At 66.5% G+C, this 17663-nt stretch carries 14 protein-coding genes and 6 tRNA genes; 15 read left to right on the top strand and 5 right to left on the bottom strand.

Going from position 1 to position 17663, the window contains the following annotated elements; genetic code table 11:
• The 7 genes from RAN53_RS03610 (at position 1) to RAN53_RS03640 (ending at position 7625) form a co-directional block, all read left to right on the top strand.
• Positions 1-77 (top strand) — tRNA-Asp (locus tag RAN53_RS03610).
• A gap of 51 nt (positions 78-128) precedes the next feature.
• Positions 129-205: transfer RNA gene (locus RAN53_RS03615), tRNA-Val, on the top strand.
• Positions 206-208: 3 nt separating this feature from the next.
• Positions 209-285: transfer RNA gene (locus RAN53_RS03620), tRNA-Asp, on the top strand.
• Positions 286-532: 247 nt separating this feature from the next.
• Positions 533-2545 carry an NADPH-dependent 2,4-dienoyl-CoA reductase gene (locus tag RAN53_RS03625; RefSeq protein ID WP_305795460.1) on the top strand — a complete coding sequence of 671 codons (2013 nt, stop codon included), beginning with the start codon at positions 533-535 and terminating at the stop codon, positions 2543-2545.
• A gap of 235 nt (positions 2546-2780) precedes the next feature.
• Positions 2781-4703 carry a PrkA family serine protein kinase gene (locus tag RAN53_RS03630; protein ID WP_305795461.1) on the top strand — a complete coding sequence of 641 codons (1923 nt, stop codon included), beginning with the start codon at positions 2781-2783 and terminating at the stop codon, positions 4701-4703.
• Positions 4704-4754: 51 nt separating this feature from the next.
• Positions 4755-6041 (top strand): YeaH/YhbH family protein, encoded by a 1287-nt coding sequence (locus RAN53_RS03635; protein WP_305795462.1) that lies wholly within the window; start codon positions 4755-4757, stop codon positions 6039-6041.
• Positions 6042-6068: 27 nt separating this feature from the next.
• The gene (locus RAN53_RS03640) at positions 6069-7625 is read left to right on the top strand and encodes a SpoVR family protein (protein WP_305795463.1); all 1557 of its coding nucleotides are present in this window, start codon (positions 6069-6071) and stop codon (positions 7623-7625) included.
• 115 nt (positions 7626-7740) lie between these two features.
• On the opposite strand, the gene RAN53_RS03645 is transcribed toward RAN53_RS03640, so the two are convergent.
• A complete protein-coding gene (locus tag RAN53_RS03645) occupies positions 7741-8055 on the bottom strand; it encodes a high-potential iron-sulfur protein (protein ID WP_305795464.1) in 315 nt (104 codons plus the stop codon).
• Positions 8056-8361: 306 nt separating this feature from the next.
• On the opposite strand from RAN53_RS03645, the gene RAN53_RS03650 reads away from it, so the two are divergent.
• Together RAN53_RS03650 and RAN53_RS03655 are read left to right on the top strand one after the other, a co-directional pair.
• A complete protein-coding gene (locus tag RAN53_RS03650) occupies positions 8362-8637 on the top strand; it encodes an Lrp/AsnC family transcriptional regulator (protein ID WP_213311440.1) in 276 nt (91 codons plus the stop codon).
• A gap of 113 nt (positions 8638-8750) precedes the next feature.
• Positions 8751-9617 carry a DNA/RNA non-specific endonuclease gene (locus RAN53_RS03655; protein WP_305795465.1) on the top strand — a complete coding sequence of 289 codons (867 nt, stop codon included), beginning with the start codon at positions 8751-8753 and terminating at the stop codon, positions 9615-9617.
• A gap of 88 nt (positions 9618-9705) precedes the next feature.
• On the opposite strand, the gene RAN53_RS03660 is transcribed toward RAN53_RS03655, so the two are convergent.
• The 3 genes from RAN53_RS03660 to RAN53_RS03670 all read right to left on the bottom strand — a co-directional run bounded on the left by RAN53_RS03660 (position 9706) and on the right by RAN53_RS03670 (position 10037).
• Positions 9706-9792: transfer RNA gene (locus RAN53_RS03660), tRNA-Leu, on the bottom strand.
• Positions 9793-9831: 39 nt separating this feature from the next.
• A tRNA-Leu gene (locus RAN53_RS03665) sits at positions 9832-9918 on the bottom strand.
• Between the two features lie 32 nt (positions 9919-9950).
• Positions 9951-10037 (bottom strand) — tRNA-Leu (locus RAN53_RS03670).
• 222 nt (positions 10038-10259) lie between these two features.
• Here RAN53_RS03670 and rnr point away from each other — a divergent pair.
• Positions 10260-12692, top strand: a complete 2433-nt coding sequence (gene rnr / locus RAN53_RS03675) for a ribonuclease R (RefSeq protein WP_305795466.1) — start codon at positions 10260-10262, stop codon at positions 12690-12692.
• 53 nt (positions 12693-12745) lie between these two features.
• On the top strand, positions 12746-13561 hold the full coding sequence (gene rlmB / locus RAN53_RS03680; RefSeq protein WP_305795467.1) for a 23S rRNA (guanosine(2251)-2'-O)-methyltransferase RlmB: 816 nt from the start codon (positions 12746-12748) through the stop codon (positions 13559-13561).
• A 98-nt stretch (positions 13562-13659) separates the two neighbouring features.
• Here rlmB and RAN53_RS03685 read toward each other — a convergent pair whose 3' ends face one another.
• Positions 13660-15042: a flavin-containing monooxygenase gene (locus RAN53_RS03685; protein ID WP_305795468.1), complete on the bottom strand. Its 1383-nt coding sequence runs from the start codon at positions 15040-15042 to the stop codon at positions 13660-13662.
• Positions 15043-15615: 573 nt separating this feature from the next.
• On the opposite strand from RAN53_RS03685, the gene rpsF reads away from it, so the two are divergent.
• From rpsF to rplI, 4 genes are read left to right on the top strand one after another with little or no spacing between them, the layout of a single operon-like run.
• Positions 15616-15999, top strand: coding sequence for a 30S ribosomal protein S6 (gene rpsF, locus RAN53_RS03690; RefSeq protein ID WP_305795469.1), 384 nt, complete (start codon positions 15616-15618; stop codon positions 15997-15999).
• A gap of 33 nt (positions 16000-16032) precedes the next feature.
• Positions 16033-16260: a 30S ribosomal protein S18 gene (rpsR, locus tag RAN53_RS03695; protein WP_027960188.1), complete on the top strand. Its 228-nt coding sequence runs from the start codon at positions 16033-16035 to the stop codon at positions 16258-16260.
• 12 nt (positions 16261-16272) lie between these two features.
• The gene (locus RAN53_RS03700) at positions 16273-17124 is read left to right on the top strand and encodes a hypothetical protein (protein ID WP_305795470.1); all 852 of its coding nucleotides are present in this window, start codon (positions 16273-16275) and stop codon (positions 17122-17124) included.
• A gap of 15 nt (positions 17125-17139) precedes the next feature.
• Positions 17140-17586: a 50S ribosomal protein L9 gene (gene rplI / locus RAN53_RS03705; protein ID WP_213311446.1), complete on the top strand. Its 447-nt coding sequence runs from the start codon at positions 17140-17142 to the stop codon at positions 17584-17586.
• Positions 17587-17663: the final 77 nt, after the last annotated feature.

The following is a 17663-nucleotide window of genomic DNA, read 5'->3' on the forward strand; positions in this document are numbered from 1 at the left end:
GGACCGGTAGTTCAGTTGGTTAGAATGCCGGCCTGTCACGCCGGAGGTCGCGGGTTCGAGTCCCGTCCGGTCCGCCATCAAGGCCTGGCAGTTTGCTTGAGAAAGTGCAGTATCTTGTGCGATTGCGTGGGTGATTAGCTCAGTTGGTTAGAGCACCAGCCTCACATGCTGGGGGTCACTGGTTCGAATCCGGTATCACCCACCACGCGGACCGGTAGTTCAGTTGGTTAGAATGCCGGCCTGTCACGCCGGAGGTCGCGGGTTCGAGTCCCGTCCGGTCCGCCAATGTCGCCACGAATTCCTGAAGCCCCGGGCCAGTGCTCGGGGCTTCTTCGTATGCGTCAGGCATGCTGCGCAGCGCCCGATAGCCTCCCCGCCTCCGGTGCCAGCCCTTTCTCTCCGCTTTCTCGCCATGGACAACGACGCTGGCCTCGCCCCCGCGGTCTTTGCTTTGCACCCTTGCGTCAGCTGTCATACAGTTGTTTGAATTCGGCCCGATGACAACTTCCCCGACAATGACCGGAGCCTCGCCATGACCGCCTTTCCTCACCTCTTCCAGCCCCTCGTGCTTGGTCACCTGACCCTGCCCAACCGGGTGCTGATGGGCTCCATGCATACCAATCTGGAGGAGGCGCCGGATGGCTTCGAGCGCCTGGCGGCCTTCTACGTCGAACGCGTCCGGGAGGGGGTCGGGCTGATCGTCACCGGCGGCATCGCTCCCAACCCCGAGGGGGCGGTGTTCCAGGGGGCGGCGACCCTGGAGCGTGAGGAGCAGCTGGGCGACCACCGCCGGGTGGTGGAGGCGGTGCATGACCAGGGCGGTCGGATCTGCATGCAGATCCTTCACGCCGGGCGCTACGCCTATACGCCGGAGCCGGTGGCCCCCTCGGCGATCCAGGCACCCATCAACCCCTTCGCCCCCCGGGCGCTGGCCGCCGATGAGGTGGAACGCCAGATCGACGATTACGTGCGCTGCGCCACGCTTGCCAGGCGGGCCGGCTACGATGGCGTGGAGGTGATGGGCTCCGAGGGCTACCTGATCAACCAGTTCATCTGCCGGCGCACCAACCACCGCGATGATGCCTGGGGCGGCAGCTTCGCGAACCGCATCCGTTTCCCGCTGGAGATCGTGCGGCGCATCCGCGAGGCGGTGGGGGATGACTTCCTGGTGATCTTCCGGCTGTCGATGATCGATCTGGTGGAGGAGGGCAGCACCCATGACGAGGTGGTGGCCCTGGCCAGGGCGATCGAGGCGGCCGGCGCCGACGCGCTCAACACCGGCATCGGCTGGCACGAGGCCCGGGTGCCCACCATCGTCACCAGCGTGCCCCGGGCGGCCTTCACCGAGGTGACCCGGCGGCTGAAGGGGGAGGTCTCCCTGCCGCTGATCGCCACCAATCGCATCAACATGCCCGAGGTCGCCGAACGGGTGCTGGCCGAGGGTCATGCCGACATGGTCAGCATGGCGCGGCCCTTCCTCGCCGATCCGGCCTGGATCAGCAAGGCCGCGGCGGGGCGCAGCGACGAGATCAACACCTGCATCGCCTGCAACCAGGCCTGCCTCGACCATACCTTCGCCGGCAAGCTGACCTCCTGCCTGGTCAATCCGCGGGCCGGTCACGAGACCGAGCTGGTCATCGAGCCGGCGATGGCGCCGCGCCGCATCGCCGTGGTGGGCGGCGGGCCGGCGGGCCTGGCCGCGGCACTGACCGCTGCCGAGCGCGGTCACGCGGTCACCCTCTTCGAGCGGGATGGCGAACTCGGCGGCCAGTTCCATCATGCCCGCCAGATTCCCGGCAAGGAGGAGTTCGCCGAGACCCTGCGCTACTTCCGGGTGATGCTCGACAAGCGCGGCGTCGAGGTGCGGCTCAACTGCGCCGCGGAGGTGGCCACGCTTGCCGGTTTCGACGCCGTGGTGCTGGCCAGCGGGGTGCGCCCGCGCCGGCTCGAACTTCCCGGCAGCGACCATCCCAAGGTGATGGGCTACCCCGAGGCTATCCAGCATCCCGAGCGGGTGGGGCCGAGGGTGGCGATCATCGGGGCGGGAGGCATCGGCTTCGATGTCGCCGAGCGGCTGACCCAGGTCGGCCAGCCGTCGCTGGATGCCGAGGCCTGGTGCGAGGAGTGGGGCGTGGATCTCGCCGTCACTGCGCCGGGCGGGCTCAAGGCGCCGCGTCACCCCGAGGCGGCGCGGCGGGTCTTCCTGCTGCAGCGCAAGACCAGCAAGCCCGGCAAGGGCCTCGGCAAGACCACCGGCTGGGTGCATCGCGCCTCGCTCCGGCAGCGTGGGGTGGAGACCCTGGCCGGCTGCGAATATCGGCATATCGATGATGCCGGCCTGCATATTCGGCATGCCGACCAGTCGCGCCTGCTGGAGGTCGATACGGTGGTGGTCTGTGTCGGCCAGGAGTCGGTGTGCGAACTCCACGCGCCGCTGCGCGAGGCCGGGGTGACGGTGCATCTGATCGGTGGCGCCCTCGAGCCAGGTGAGCTCGACGCCAAGCGTGCCATTGACCAGGGTACCCGGGTAGCCGCCATGCTCTGAGCGCTGCCTGGTCGTCCTTGCGCGGGCCTGCCGTCGTCGTGATGGCAGGCCCGCTGCGTTGAATACCCGGCGCACGGAGATGTCGAACCATGAGTCCGTGGTGGGCTCATAGGGATACAGCCAAGCGTTGACTGGATGTCAGTCGAGAGTGTGCCGGGCTGACCTACGCTGAAGGTGACCCTGTTCTCGAGCGCCCGCGTGCCGGCGCCGAGCCATCGGGCTTAAGGAGGCATCGATGAGCATCTTTGACCATGTGCAGAACCGTTTCGCCCGCGTCCAGCAGGAGGAGATGAGCCTGCAGGAGTATCTGGAGCTGTGTCGCGACGAGCCACTGGCCTATGCCTCGGCCGCCGAGCGCATGCTTCAGGCGATCGGCGAGCCGGAGGTCATCGACACGGCCAAGGACCCGCGGCTGTCACGCATCTTCTCCAACAAGGTGATTCGCCGCTACCCGGCGTTTGCCGAGTTCTACGGCATGGAGGAGGCGATCGAGCAGATCGTCGCCTACTTCCGCCATGCCGCCCAGGGGCTGGAGGAGCGCAAGCAGATCCTCTATCTGCTGGGGCCGGTGGGCGGCGGCAAGTCGTCGCTGGCCGAGCGCCTCAAGCTGTTGATGGAGAAGGTGCCCTTCTATGCCATCAAGGATTCGCCCGTCTACGAGTCGCCGCTGGGGCTGTTCTCGCCGGAGGAGGATGGCGAGCTGCTGGAGAAGGAATACGGGGTTCCAAGCCGCTACCTGAAGAGCGTGATGTCGCCCTGGGCGGCCAAGCGCCTCAAGGAGTACGGTGGCGACATCAGCCAGTTCCGGGTGGTGCGCCTCTACCCCTCGCGGCTCAACCAGATCGCCATCTCCAAGACCGAGCCCGGCGACGAGAACAACCAGGACATCTCCTCGCTGGTGGGCAAGGTGGATATCCGCCAGCTCGAGCTCTACTCCCAGGACGACCCGGACGCCTACAGCTTCTCCGGCGGCCTGTGCCGAGCCAACCAGGGGCTGATGGAGTTCGTCGAGATGTTTAAGGCGCCGATCAAGGTGCTGCATCCGCTGCTGACCGCGACCCAGGAGGGTAACTACAACCCCACCGAGGGCATGGGGGCGATCCCCTTCGAGGGCGTGGTGCTGGCCCACTCCAACGAGAGCGAGTGGCAGACCTTCCGCAACAACCGTAACAACGAGGCCTTCCTGGACCGGGTCTATATGGTCAAGGTGCCCTACTGCCTGCGGGTGTCGGAAGAGATCAATATCTACAGGAAGCTGCTGGAGCACTCGTCGCTGGCTGAGGCCCCCTGCGCGCCGGACACCCTGCGCATGCTGGCGCAGTTTTCGGTGCTCTCGCGGCTCAAGGAGCCGGAGAACTCCAGCATCTACTCCAAGATGCGGGTCTACGATGGCGAGAACCTCAAGGACACCGACCCCAAGGCCAAGTCGATTCAGGAGTACCGCGACTCCGCCGGCGTCGACGAGGGCATGGATGGGCTCTCTACCCGCTTCGCCTTCAAGATCCTGTCCAAGGTGTTCAACTTCGACAGCCACGAGGTGGCGGCCAACCCGGTGCACCTGCTCTACGTGCTGGAGCAGCGCCTGGAACAGGAGCAGCTGCCGCGCGAGACCTTCGAGCGCTACCTGCGCTTCATCAAGGAGTTCCTGGCGCCACGCTACGTGGACTTCATCGGCAAGGAGATCCAGACCGCCTATCTGGAGTCCTACTCCGAGTACGGCCAGAACATCTTCGACCGCTACGTCACCTACGCCGACTTCTGGATCCAGGATCAGGAGTACCGCGACCCCGAGACCGGCGAGTTCCTCGACCGCCAGGCCCTCAACGAGGAGCTGGAGAAGATCGAGAAGCCCGCGGGCATCTCCAATCCCAAGGACTTCCGCCACGAGGTGGTCAACTTCGTGCTGCGGGCGCGTGCCCAGAACAACGGCATGAACCCCAGCTGGCAATCCTACGAGAAGCTGCGCGGGGTGATCGAGCACAAGATGTTCGCCAATACCGAGGAGCTGCTGCCGGTGATCTCCTTCAACGCCAAGGCCTCCAGCGCCGACCAGAAGAAGCACGAGGACTTCGTGGCGCGCATGGTGGAGCGTGGCTACACCGAGAAACAGGTGCGCCTGCTCTCCGAGTGGTACCTGCGGGTGCGCAAGTCACAGTAGCCCGACGCCGCGCCGTGGCGGCAGACCCCCGCGGCGCGCAGGAGAGTTGCCATGAGCTACTTCATCGATCGGCGGGCGAATGCCAAGCACAAGAGCGCGGTCAACCGCCAGCGCTTCCTCGACCGCTATCGCACCCATATCAAGCGTTCCGTGGAGGAGGCGGTCAATCGCCGCTCGATCACCGACATGGAGCGCGGCGAGAAGGTCTCGATCCCCGCCCGCGATATCTCGGAGCCGGTGTTCCAGCACGGTTCCGGGGGGCGGCGGCGCATCATCGCCCCGGGCAACAAGGAGTTCGTCGAGGGCGACCGCCTGCGCCGTCCCGGCGGTGGCAGCGGCGGTAATGGGGCGGGGGAGGGGGGCGCCTCGAACCAGGGCGAGGGGGTGGACGAGTTCGCCTTCACCCTCTCCCGGGAGGAGTTCCTCGACTTCGTCTTCGACGGCCTGGAGCTGCCCCACCTGGAGCGCAAGGCGCTGGTGGATCTCGACGAGGTGCGCCCGGTGCGCGCCGGGGTCTCCAAGGAGGGCGTCCCGGCGCGGATCAATATCGTGCGCTCCATGCGCGAGGCCCATGCCCGGCGCATCGCCATGCGCGCACCCATACGGCGAGCCCTGCGCGAGGCCCGCGAGGCGCTGGAGGCCGAGGAGCGCAAGGACCCGGTGCTGCGCAACCCGGCGCGCATCAATGAGCTCAGGGCCGAGGTGGAGCGCCTCGAGAAGCGCCTCGAGGCGGTGCCCTTCATCGATACCTACGACCTGCGCTACAACCACCTGGTCAACCAGCCTCAGCCCTCCAGCAAGGCGGTGATGTTCTGCGTGATGGACGTCTCCGGTTCCATGACCCAGGCCCACAAGGACATCGCCAAGCGCTTCTTCCTGTTGCTCTACCTGTTCCTGGAGCGCAACTACGAGAAGGTCGAGCTGGTCTTCGTGCGCCACCATACCGCCGCCCGGGAGGTCGACGAGGAGGAGTTCTTCTACTCCCGGGAGACCGGCGGCACCATCGTCTCCAGTGCCCTGTCGTTGGTCGACGAGATCATCGCCGAGCGCTACCCGCCGGGGCAGTGGAACCTCTACGTGGCCCAGGCCTCGGACGGCGATAACTGGGACGATGACTCGGTGGCCTGCCGCGACCTGCTGATCAAGCGGCTGATGCCGCGGCTGCAGTACTTCACCTACGTGGAGATCACGCCCCACGCCCACCAGGCGCTGTGGGAGGAGTACGAGAGCGTGGCCGCCGAGTTTCCGGCGCGCTTCGCCATGCGCCAGATCGTCGAGGCCGGAGATATCTATCCGGTGTTCCGCGAGCTGTTCAAGCGCCGCGTCGTCGGCGGCTGAGGGCCGGACCGCGGCCGAGGAGGCAAGATGACCCGACGCAAGCCCATCGCCACGGGGTCCGACTGGAACTTCGAGATACTCACCGAGTTCGAGCGGGAGATCGCGCGGCTGGCGGACGAGTATCGCCTGGATACCTACCCCAACCAGATCGAGCTGATCACCTCCGAGCAGATGATGGATGCCTACGCCAGCGTGGGCATGCCGGTGGGCTATCACCACTGGTCCTTCGGCAAGCAGTTCCTGGCCGTGGAGCAGGCCTACCGCCGCGGCCAGATGGGCCTGGCCTACGAGCTCGTCATCAACTCCGACCCCTGCATCGCCTACCTGATGGAGGAGAACACCCTGATGATGCAGGTGCTGGTGATGGCCCACGCCTGCTATGGCCACAACTCCTTCTTCAAGGGCAACTACCTGTTTCGCACCTGGACCGATGCGGGCTCGATCATCGACTACCTGGTGTTCGCCCGGAAATATATCGCCGAGTGCGAGGAGCGTCACGGGGTCGCCGCGGTGGAGCAGCTGCTGGATGCCTGCCACGCCCTGCAGAACTACGGCGTCGATCGTTACAAGCGCCCCTCGCCGATCTCCGCCGAGGAGGAGGTGCGCCGCCAGAAGGAGCGCGAGGAGCTCCTGCAGGCCCAGGTCAACACCCTGTGGCGCACCATCCCCGGGCGCCCCTCGGCGGAGGCGCTGGGCGCCGAGCAGGACACCGAGGACCCGCTGGGCCTGCACGCCGGCGGCCGCTACCCGTCGGAGCCCCAGGAGAACCTGCTCTACTTCATCGAGAAGAATGCGCCGCTGCTGGCACCGTGGCAGCGCGAAGTGGTGCGCATCGTGCGCAAGCTGGCGCAGTACTTCTACCCCCAGCGCCAGACCCAGGTGATGAACGAGGGGTGGGCGACCTTCTGGCACTACACCCTGATGAACCGGCTCTATGAGGAGGGAGCGGTGGATGAGGGGCTGATGCTGGAGTTCCTGCAGTCCCACACGGCGGTGGTGCAACAGCCCGCCTTCGACAGCCCCTACTTCAGCGGCATCAACCCCTATGCGCTGGGCTTCGCCATCTTCAGTGACCTGCGGCGCCTGTGCGAGGCGCCCACCGAGGAGGACCGCCGCTGGTTTCCCGATACCGCCGGCAGCGACTGGCGCGAGACCCTGGAGTTCGCCATGAAGAACTTCAAGGATGAGTCCTTCATCCAGCAGTTCCTGTCGCCCAGGGTGATCCGCGACCTCAAGCTGTTCATGGTGGTCGACGATGATCAGGAGGAGATGCTGGAGGTGACGGCGATCCACGACGAGCGAGGCTATCGACGCATCCGCGAGGCGCTGGCGGCTCACTACGCCCTGTCCGTGCGTGAGCCCAATATCCAGGTCTATTCGGCGGACATCCGCGGCGATCGCTCGCTGACCCTGCGCCATGTCCAGGACGAGCGCCGCCCGCTGGCGCGCAGCGTCTATCCGGTGATCCGCCACCTGCATCAGCTGTGGGGCTTCCCGGTGCGCCTGGAGTCGGTCCAGGAGGAGCATGTGGTGCGGCGCTACCAGTGGCCGCTGCCGGACGAGGAGGAGGCCGAACGCGCCTGACCCGGTGCGGCACGCCTGTCACTGGCTGTTGCCCTTTTGCCTTCCTTCAACGACAGGACCCGCGCCGTGGCGCGGGTCCTCACCTATGCCGAGTGGCGGCCGGGCCGCCCGGGCATCAGCTCTGGGCGGTCCAGGACTGGCACCAGCCCGCCGGCTCGACGCTGTTCTGGGGGAACAGCTGGCAGCCATTGGTGTCGGCCTGGAAGAACATGCAGTTGTCGCAGCGCTCGCCTTCCGCGTAGGCAGGGTGGTCGGCGGCCTCGGTGGCATCCACGACGTAGTTGAGGGCCTGGGCCTGGTCGGCGGAAGGGTCCAGCGGCGGCAGGTCCTGGGCGAAGGCGTTCTTGGACAGGATGCCGGCACCCAGCGGCAGGGCGGCCATGCCCAGCAGGCTGTTACGCATGAAGTCACGACGGCTGTGGTTAGCCATGGAATCTCCTTATGTCTCGTTTCCAGTCACGGTCGGGCACTTGCCCGCTATCCTCGGGTGGTATTCCACCTCTCGGGATTCCGACAGTCGGCTGCCGGTAGAGTTCGTCACATCATGGTAGTCAAGGCGCCTCGCATGTGCGACCACGCGGCGGCACCCGCGACGGCGTGTCGCAGCCGCGGTGCCGGCCAAGGAGCGATTCTTCCCGGCCCCCGGCGCTGATATACTCGCTGTCAGATGCCAGGCAGTCGTCGATGACTGCCTGCCGCCCACTCCGCCCCCGGGGCGCAAGCTGGAGAGAGCCCGATGCAGAATGCCGTGATCCTGATCAATGCCGAGAAGGGACAGGTCAAGTCGGTGGCCGAGCGCCTGGCCGACGTGGAGGGGATCAGCGAAGTCTACTCCACCTGTGGCCGCTATGACCTGGTCGCCATCGCCCGCACCCGTGACTTCGAGAGCCTGGCGGAGCTGGTCACCGGGCGTCTCAATGCGGTGGAGGGCATCCGCGAGACCGAGACCCTCAATGCCATGCAGGTGCACTCCCGCCACGATCTGGAGACCATGTTCTCGCTGGGCTGGTAGCCTGTGCGGCCGCTCGCCGCCACCGGCGTCGCGGCGGCCTGTGATCTTCCTGCTGTTGTTCTGCCTCCTGACCGCAGCCCTCTTTTGACCTTCTACCGGAAAGCCATTCACGGATGAGTCGCCGACGTTCCCCCTTGTTGCGCCGTGGCCGCCCGCTGCGGCGCTTCGCCGTCAGCCTGCTGTTCGTGGCCGTGGGCACCGGCCTGTGGCATTTCCAGGCGCGCGAGCTGCGTGACTCCCTGGTGTGGATGGGCGTGCCCGAGTGGCGGCAGGTGTCGCCCACCAGCGTTCACCGCGTGCTGCGCAACGACGGCTTCCTGGTGGGCTGGTCCGACGTGCGCGTCAATCCGTTATGGGTGAGCTATCGGCTCCAGGCGGTGGAGGACCCCCGCCCCGGGTCGCGCCCCGGGTTTCGCCAGGATTGGCGCACCCTGTGGCCCATCGGTACCGACCACTACGCGGGCAGCGGCTATGACCGTGGGCACCTGGCGCCGAACTACGCCATCGCCGCCGTGCATGGCCGCGACGCCCAGCTCGACACCTTCTACATGAGCAACATGACGCCACAGCGTCCCGACCTCAACCGCCGGCTATGGCAACGCCTGGAGGAGGTGGTGATAGATCACTTCGTGCCGCGCTTCGGCGCGGTGCAGGTGATTACCGGACCGGTATTCCCCGAGCGCTTCCTCGACAACGTCTTCAACCGGGTCGGCCTGGTGGAGGTCCCCGAGGCCTTCTACAAGATCATCGTGGTGCCCGCCGAACGCCCCCTGGCGCTGGCCTTCCTGATGCCCCAGGGCGTGCGCGGTGATGAGCCGCTGGACGACTTCCTGGTGAGCATCGATGCGCTAGAGGCGCGTACCGGGCTCGACTTCTTTCCCAACCTGCCGGCACCTGCCGCCGAGGCGCTGGAGGGGCGGGTGAGTACCCGTGGCTGGGCGCTGGAGGAGGTGGCGAACCGCCCCGGGCGTTTCGAATAGGGCGCATCGAGCGGACACAAAAAAACCGCGATCCATGTCGCGGTTTCCTGTGAGTATCGTCTGATCCAGCCTGCATGACGCGAGAGAGTGGTGCCCAGGAGAGGACTTGAACCTCCACATCCGTAAGGATACTAGCACCTGAAGCTAGCGCGTCTACCAATTCCGCCACCTGGGCGCATCATGCATCTCGTCGTGTCCGCGTCTCCCGAAGGAGTGGTGCCCAGGAGAGGACTTGAACCTCCACGTCCATAAGGACACTAGCACCTGAAGCTAGCGCGTCTACCAATTCCGCCACCTGGGCGAACACGAGCGAGTCGAACTGTAAAAGAGCGATGGTGCCCAGAAGAGGACTTGAACCTCCACGTCCGTAAGGACACTAGCACCTGAAGCTAGCGCGTCTACCAATTCCGCCATCTGGGCAGGCGCTGCGTATGGTACTCGAATTCCCCGGCTTTGCAAGGGCCAGAGTGGGCGCAAGGTGGTTTTTTCCCTCCTCGAGGAGCCCGCCAAGGTTGGGTGGCCGGGCCCGCGGCGCTATACTGCGGCCATGATCAATGAATCCCCAAGCGATACCTCGTTCCCGCGGCGCGCGAGCGCCTCCTTACACATGTCGTCCCCGACCCTGCCAAGGATGCACTGCGCATGACCCACTGGACGCTCAGCGACGATCCGCATGCGGAACGTGAAGCGCACAAGTATGACAAGCCCGCTCCCAGCCGCGAGTACCTGCTCGCCCGCCTGGAAGACGTCGGCAAGCCGATCACCCACGAGAAGATGAGCCAGCAGCTCGGCCTCGAGGATGAGGAGCTGCAGGAGGCGGTGCGTCGCCGGCTGGCGGCCATGGAGCGCGACGGCCAGGTGCTGCGCAACCGTGCCGGCGCCTACGCGCTGATCGACAAGCTCGACCTGGTCAAGGGCAAGGTGCTGGGGCACCGCGACGGCTTCGGTTTCCTGCTGCGCGACGACGGCAAGAAGCCCGACCTGGTACTGCCACCGCGGCAGATGCGCCGTGTCTTCCATGGCGACCACGTGCTGGTGCGCGTCAGCGGCCGTGATCGCCGCGGTCGCGACGAGGCCACCGTCGCCGAGGTGCTGGCGCGCAACACCCAGACCATCGTCGGCGTCTACCGCCAGAACACCCCCGAGTTCGGCGTGCTGATCCCCGAGAACGCCCGCATCACCCAGGAGATCATCATCCCCCACAGCGCCTGCGGCGGGGCGAAGGATGGCCAGGTGGTCTCGGCACACATCGTCAAGCAGCCCGAGACCCGGGTGCAGCCGGTGGGTGAGGTGATCGAGGTGCTGGGCGAGCGCATGGATCCCGGGATGGAGATCGACATCGCCATCCGCAGCTACGAGATTCCCGCCGAATTCCCGCCGGAGGTCCACGACCAGATCGCCGGCATGTCCGCCGAGGTGGCCGAGGAAGACACCCATCGGCGCATCGACCTGCGTGACGTGCCGCTGGTGACCATCGACGACGAGAGCGCCAAGGACTTCGACGACGCCGTCTGCGCCTGGAAGACCAAGTCCGGTAGCTGGAAGCTGCTGGTGGCCATCGCCGATGTCTCCCACTACGTGCGGCCTGGCAGTGCCCTGGACCAGGAGGCGATCCGCCGCGGCAACTCGGTCTACTTCCCGGGGCAGGTGGTGCCGATGCTGCCGGAGCTGCTCTCCAACGGGCTCTGCTCGCTGAACCCGGCGGTGGACCGCCTGGCGCTGGTCTGCGAGATGAACATCTCGCAGACCGGGGCGATCAGCCGCTACCGCTTCTACGAGGCGGTGTTCCAGTCCCATGCGCGTCTCACCTACAACAAGGTGGCGGCGATCCTCGACGACGAAGGGGAGCACGGCGAGTCCCTGCGCGAGGAGTACAGCGAGCTGGTGCCGTCGCTGAAGAACCTGCACGCCCTCTATCGGCTGCTGCGCGAGGCCCGGGTGGAGCGGGGCGCCATCGACTTCGAGACCACCGAGACGGCCATCGTCTTCAATGACGAGCGCAAGATCGAGAAGATCGTGCCGCGCTCGCGTAACGATGCCCACAAGATCATCGAGGAGTGCATGCTGGCGGCCAACGTGGCCACGGCGCGCTTCCTCGACAAGCATGACCTGCCGGCCCTCTACCGGATCCACGAAAAACCCTCGCCGGAACGCCTCGACAAGCTGCGCCTGTTCCTCAACGAGCTGGGCCTGTCGCTGGGCGGCGGCGACGACCCGAGCCCCCAGGACTACCGTGACCTGGCGGAGGTCATCAAGGATCGGGCCGACACCGACGTCATCCAGACGGTGATGCTGCGCTCCATGAGCCGGGCGGTCTACTCGCCCCAGAACGACGGCCACTTCGGCCTGGCCTACCCGGCCTATGCCCACTTCACCTCGCCGATCCGCCGCTATCCCGACCTGCTGGTGCATCGCGCCATCCGCTCGGTGATCCGCGGTCCGCGCCAGACCGCCACGGTGCTGCGGGCCGACGATGCCAAGGTGGAGCCGCCGAGCAAGTGGGCGCCCTATACCTTCGAGCAGATGCTCGAGCTCGGCGAGCACTGCTCGATGACCGAGCGGCGCGCCGACGACGCCACCCGCGACGTCGAAGACTGGCTGAAGTGCGAGTTCATGGCCGACAAGCTCGGCGAGATCTACGACGGCACCATCGCCTCGGTGACCCAGTTCGGCATCTTCGTGCGGCTCGATGAGGTCTATGTCGAGGGGCTTGTTCACGTCACCTCGCTGCCCTCCGACTACTATCACTACGAGCCGGAGAAGCACCGCCTCAAGGGCGAGCGCAGCGGCATGAGCTATCGCCTCGGTGACGGGGTCACGGTGCAGGTGGCCCGGGTCGACCTGAACGATCGCAAGATCGACTTCGCCCTGGCCGACGACAAGCCGCGGCCCAAGCGTGCGCCGCGCCGCCGCCGCGCGGTGGATGATGCCCCCGCCAAGGGGCGTGCCAGCGCCGGCGGCAAGCCGCCCAAGGCCGAGGCGCCCCAGGTTGATGCGTCCGGCAAGGGCGGCAAGTCCGACAAGGGCGATGGCCGCAAGCGCAGCGGCAACCGTCGGCGCCGTTCACGGCGCTGAACCCGGCGGCGGGCCTGCGGGCCCGCCGTGTGACCCTCGATGAAGCGAGAACCATGAAGCACAAGCGACCCCACCGGTCCGCCGCCGGCAAGCCGGCGGTACCCGGCGGCCTGGAGGCAGTATTCGGCGTCCACGCCGTGCGTGCGCTGATCGAACGTGGCGAGACCCCCCGCGAACTGTGGGTGCAGGAGGGCAGCGCGGGGACGCGCCTGGCCGAGCTAGTGGAGGTCGCTCGCAGTGGCGGCGCCCGCATCCAGTCGCGCCCGCGTGACGAGCTCGATCGTCTGGCCCAGGGCGCCACCCACCAGGGCGTCGTGGCTTTCGCCACGCCGCTGGCGTTCGAGGCCGAGAATGCGCTGTGGTTTCGCCTGGAGGCGTGGCCCCATGCGACGCCCCCGCTGTTATTGGTGCTCGACGGTATCACCGACGTGCACAACTTCGGCGCCTGCCTGCGCAGCGCCGATGCCGCCGGGGTGCACGGGGTGATCGTGCCCAAGGACAAGGCCGCGCCGCTCAATGCCACGGTGCGTAAGGTGGCCTGCGGTGCCGCCGAGAGCGTGCCGGTCTATCAGGTCACCAACCTTTCCCGTGCCCTGGCCAGGCTCAAGTCGCTCGGCGTCTGGGTCACCGGCACCGCCGGTGAGGCCGAGGCGCTGATCTTCGAGGTCGACCTCACCGGACCCACGGCGCTGGTGATGGGGGCCGAGGGCAAGGGCATGCGCCGCCTGACCCGCGAGGCCTGCGACCAGCTGGTCAAGCTGCCCATGGCCGGTAGCGTCTCCAGTCTCAATGTCTCGGTGGCCACCGGCATCGGCCTCTTCGAGGCCGTTCGCCAGCGGGGACGGGCGACGCCCGGGGCCGGGGCCTGACCCTTATCCCTAACCATGCCCGGGGTTCGAAGCCCGCCGCCAGACGCGACAACGCCTGCCCCGTGGCAGGCGTTGTCGTATCCGGGCGGCGCGGACGCTCAGCCGTTGGCCTTCTCGGGGGTGGCGGTCGGGCGTCTGGCGGGAGCGTCGAGGAAGGCCTCCAGCGAGTCGTCCATGGCATCCAGCCAGCGGGTATGGTGGGCCGGCGCCTGGGTGCCGGTCATCAGCGACGGGTAGGACTTGTCACGGAAGGTCATGATGTCCCTGTGCTTGTGCTGCTCCCACTCGAGGAAGGTCCGGTTGACCCCCTCGATGTCGAAGCTCGGATAGTCGGTGGCCTCGATCAGGCCGGCGACATAGTCGCCCTGGAAGCGGATCATCTGCTCATCGTCTTCCAGCCCCTCTTCCCGCCGGCGCCAGGCCTGGCTGTCGGCCCGCATGGTCTCGTAGTCGGGGAGGGCGATGCGTCCCAGGATGATGTCGCGGACATACCAGGCCTGGGCGTCGAACATGTTGAAGGTGTACCACTGATCCTGCATGCCCAGGTAGAAGAGGCCGGGGTTGGCTTCCCAGGCGACCCCGCGGTAGAGCCCCAGCGGCCAAAGGCGATTGTTGGTCTGCAGGCGCAGGGTGTCCGGCAGGAAGGGAAAGTGATGCAGGTAGCCGGTGCACAGGATGATCGCGTCGACCTGCTTGCTGCTGCCGTCGGCGAAGTAGGCGGTGTTGCCGTCGACCCGCTTCAGCAGCGGCTTCTCCTCCCAGTTCTCGGGCCAGTCGAAGCCCATGGGGCGGGTGCGGTAGCTGGTGGTAATGCTGCGCGCGCCATACTTGTAGCACTGCGAGCCGATATCCTCGGCGGAGTAGCTGCTGCCCACCAGCAGCAGGTGCTTGCCCTGGAACTCCAGGGCGTCGCGGAAGTCGTGGGCATGCAGGATTCGGCCGTTGAAGCTCTCGAAGCCTTCGAACTCGGGCACGTTGGGCGTGGAGAAGTGACCGGAGGCCACCACCACATGGTCGAAGATCTCGCTCTCGACCACGTCGCGCTCGTGGTCCTGCACGGTCACCAGGAAGGTGGCGTCACTCTCACGGTACTCCACATGACGCACCGGGCAGTTGAAGCGGATGTGCTCGCGTACGCCTGACTTCTCGACGCGCCCCTTGATGTAGTCCCACAGCACGGCACGCGGCGGGTAGGAGGCGATCGGCTTGCCGAAGTGCTCCTCGAAACTGTAGTCGGCGAACTCCAGGCACTCCTTGGGGCCGTTGGACCAGAGGTAGCGGTACATGCTGCTGTGAACGGGTTCGCCATTGGCATCGAGGCCGGTGCGCCAGGTGTAGTTCCACTGGCCTCCCCAGTCGCTCTGCTTCTCAAAGCAGACCAGTTCGACGGGGTCGGCCCCTTTCTCGAAGGCTGACTGGAAGGCGCGTAGTTGCGCCAGGCCGCTGGGGCCGGCACCGATGATGGCAACACGTTTGGTCATGAATGGCTCCGTGAGCGAGGCTCGCCGTGCCGCCGCCGGGGGCGGCCGGGCCGAGCATCGAGATGGCAGAAAGCATGGATGCCCGGTGCCCGTCAGGGGGCGATGACGCCTGCACTGTGATCCGGTCGCAAGGCGGAGATCCGTCCCCGGTGAAGGGGCTGGCGCCCGTCGTGGTGAGGGGCGGAGTGCTTCCTGATGGCGTCGTGTCGCCGGTTCCGAGGCAGGGCCCGTGCAGGCCGGCGGCAGCGGAGGAGGGGCGGCATCGCTCGCCCGAAATCAGTGCGGATGTGACGCGTCGGTCACGGTAAGGCGGGGCAATCCATAACTGTGCGTTATCAAAATATGGATATTTTATTATTTTGTCAAATGTCCCACCCGCTGGTCCGGCCTCGCGCCGTGCCGGCCATGCCGCCCTGGCCGGTGAAACACGCCTTGCCAGGCCGGCGGCCATTCTTTAGAATGCTTGCGCCCGTTCGTCCATCGAGCGGGCATTCGTGTTTTATTTCTATCACTCCTTGCTTCCCCGGAGCGCCGAGACCTCCCGAGGAAGCTGCCAAACCGCAAGGAGATCCCATGCGTCATTACGAAATCGTGTTCATGGTCCATCCGGACCAGAGCGAGCAGGTTCCGGCCATGGTCGAGCGCTACACCAGCCTCGTCACCGAGAATGGCGGCACCGTGCATCGCCTGGAGGATTGGGGCCGTCGTCATCTGGCCTACCCGATCAACAAGATCCACAAGGCTCACTACGTGCTGATGAACGTCGAGTGCAGCGGCGAGACCCTCGACGAGATCGAGAACATCTTCCGCTTCAACGACGCCATCATTCGCAGCCTGGTGGTGCGCTGCAATGAAGCCATCACCGAGGCCTCGCCGATGATGAAGCCGGTGGAAGAGAAGCGCGCACGCCGCGACGACAAGCCGCGCGACGAGAAGCCCCGCGCCGAGTCCGCCTGATCACCCCCATCGCACGTCTGAAGGAGTCTTCACATGGCACGCTTTTTCCGTCGCCGCAAGTTCTGCCGTTTCACCGCCGAGGGCGTGAAACAGATCGATTACAAGGATCTGGACACCCTCAAGGCCTACATCACCGAGACCGGCAAGATCGTTCCCAGCCGTATCACCGGTACCAAGGCCCGCTATCAGCGCCAGCTAGCGACCGCCGTCAAGCGCTCGCGCTACCTGGCACTGCTCCCCTACTCCGATAGCCACCAGTAAGCCAGCGACAAGATGCTAACGATCGCCCGCTGGGTGATGCGCGGAACGCCCCACGCCGCCGGCGGGGCCGCCGTCGCCACCCTGATTCCCTGGCTGTTCTGGCTGGGGGCCGCCATCGCGGCCCTGGTCACCCTGCGCCGGGGACTCTCTCCGGCGTTGCCGGTGATCGTGGCCGCCGCCGTGCCCTCGGGCTGGTGGTGGATGCAGGGGGATGTCATCCCGCTCGCCAGCGTGCTGCTGGTGACCCTGATGGCGGTGGTGCTGCGGTCGCGGCTGCGCTGGAGCGAGGCGCTGATCGTCGGTGCCCTGGCCGGCGCGGTGATGATCCAGCTGGGGATCTTCCTGCCCCCCGGGGGCACCGGGGAGATGCTCGCCCAGCTGCGCCAGGCCTCGCCCGAGGTGGAGCGCCTGCTCAGCGAACTGGGCAGCCAGGGGCTCGATACCGAGCAGCTGGCGGGATTGCTGATCGGCGGGGTCACCGGGCTCATCGTGCTGATTGCCGCCGTGGCCTGTCTGGCCCTGGCGCGCAGCTGGCAGGCGGGGCTCTATAACCCCGGTGGCTTTCGCGAAGAGTTCCACGCCCTGCGCCTGGCGCCGCGTGAGCTGGTCGTGCTGGCCGTGCTCGGGGTGACAGGCGCCGTGCTGGGGCTTCCCGGCCTGGGCATGTTGCTGTGGCTCCCGCTGCTGGTCGCCGGCATCGCCCTGGTGCATGGTTTTATCGGACTGAAAGGGATGAACGGGCTGTGGTTGGTCGCCTTCTACCTGCTGCTGATCACCACCTGGCCCATGATTCTGATCGTGCTGCTGCTGGCCTTCATCGACGTCTTCGCGAACATTCGCGGACGCCTGGCCAGCCGCCACTGACAAGAGGTTTACGAGATGGAAGTCATTCTGCTCGACAATATTGGCAAGCTGGGCGGCCTGGGTGACCAGGTCACCGTCAAGCCCGGTTACGGCCGCAACTACCTGGTGCCCTACGGTCTCGCCGTGCCGGCCACCAAGGACAACATCGAGGCCTTCGAGGCCCAGCGTGCCGAGCTCGAGGCCCAGGCCGCCGAGCGCAAGGCCGAGGCCGAGGCGCGTGCCGCCCAGCTCAACGAGATCGAGCTCTCCCTGGTCGCCAAGTCCGGCGACGAGGGCAAGCTGTTCGGTTCCATCGGGCCCCGCGACCTGGCCGATGCCATCGCGTCGGCCGGTATCGATGTGGCCAAGAGCGAAGTACGCATGCCGGAAGGTCCGATCCGCGCCACCGGCGAGTACGACATTGCGCTGCGCCTGCATGCCGAGGTCGAAGCCACCGTACGCGTGGTGGTAGTGGCCGAGTAAGTCCTGACGGCCACTGGTGACGAGGGGCGCGGGGAGAGATCCTCGCGCCCCTCGTCGCGTTTTTATTGTGTCTGTCT

Source organism: Halomonas sp. SSL-5 (genome assembly GCF_030708455.1).
GTDB lineage: Bacteria > Pseudomonadota > Gammaproteobacteria > Pseudomonadales > Halomonadaceae > Halomonas.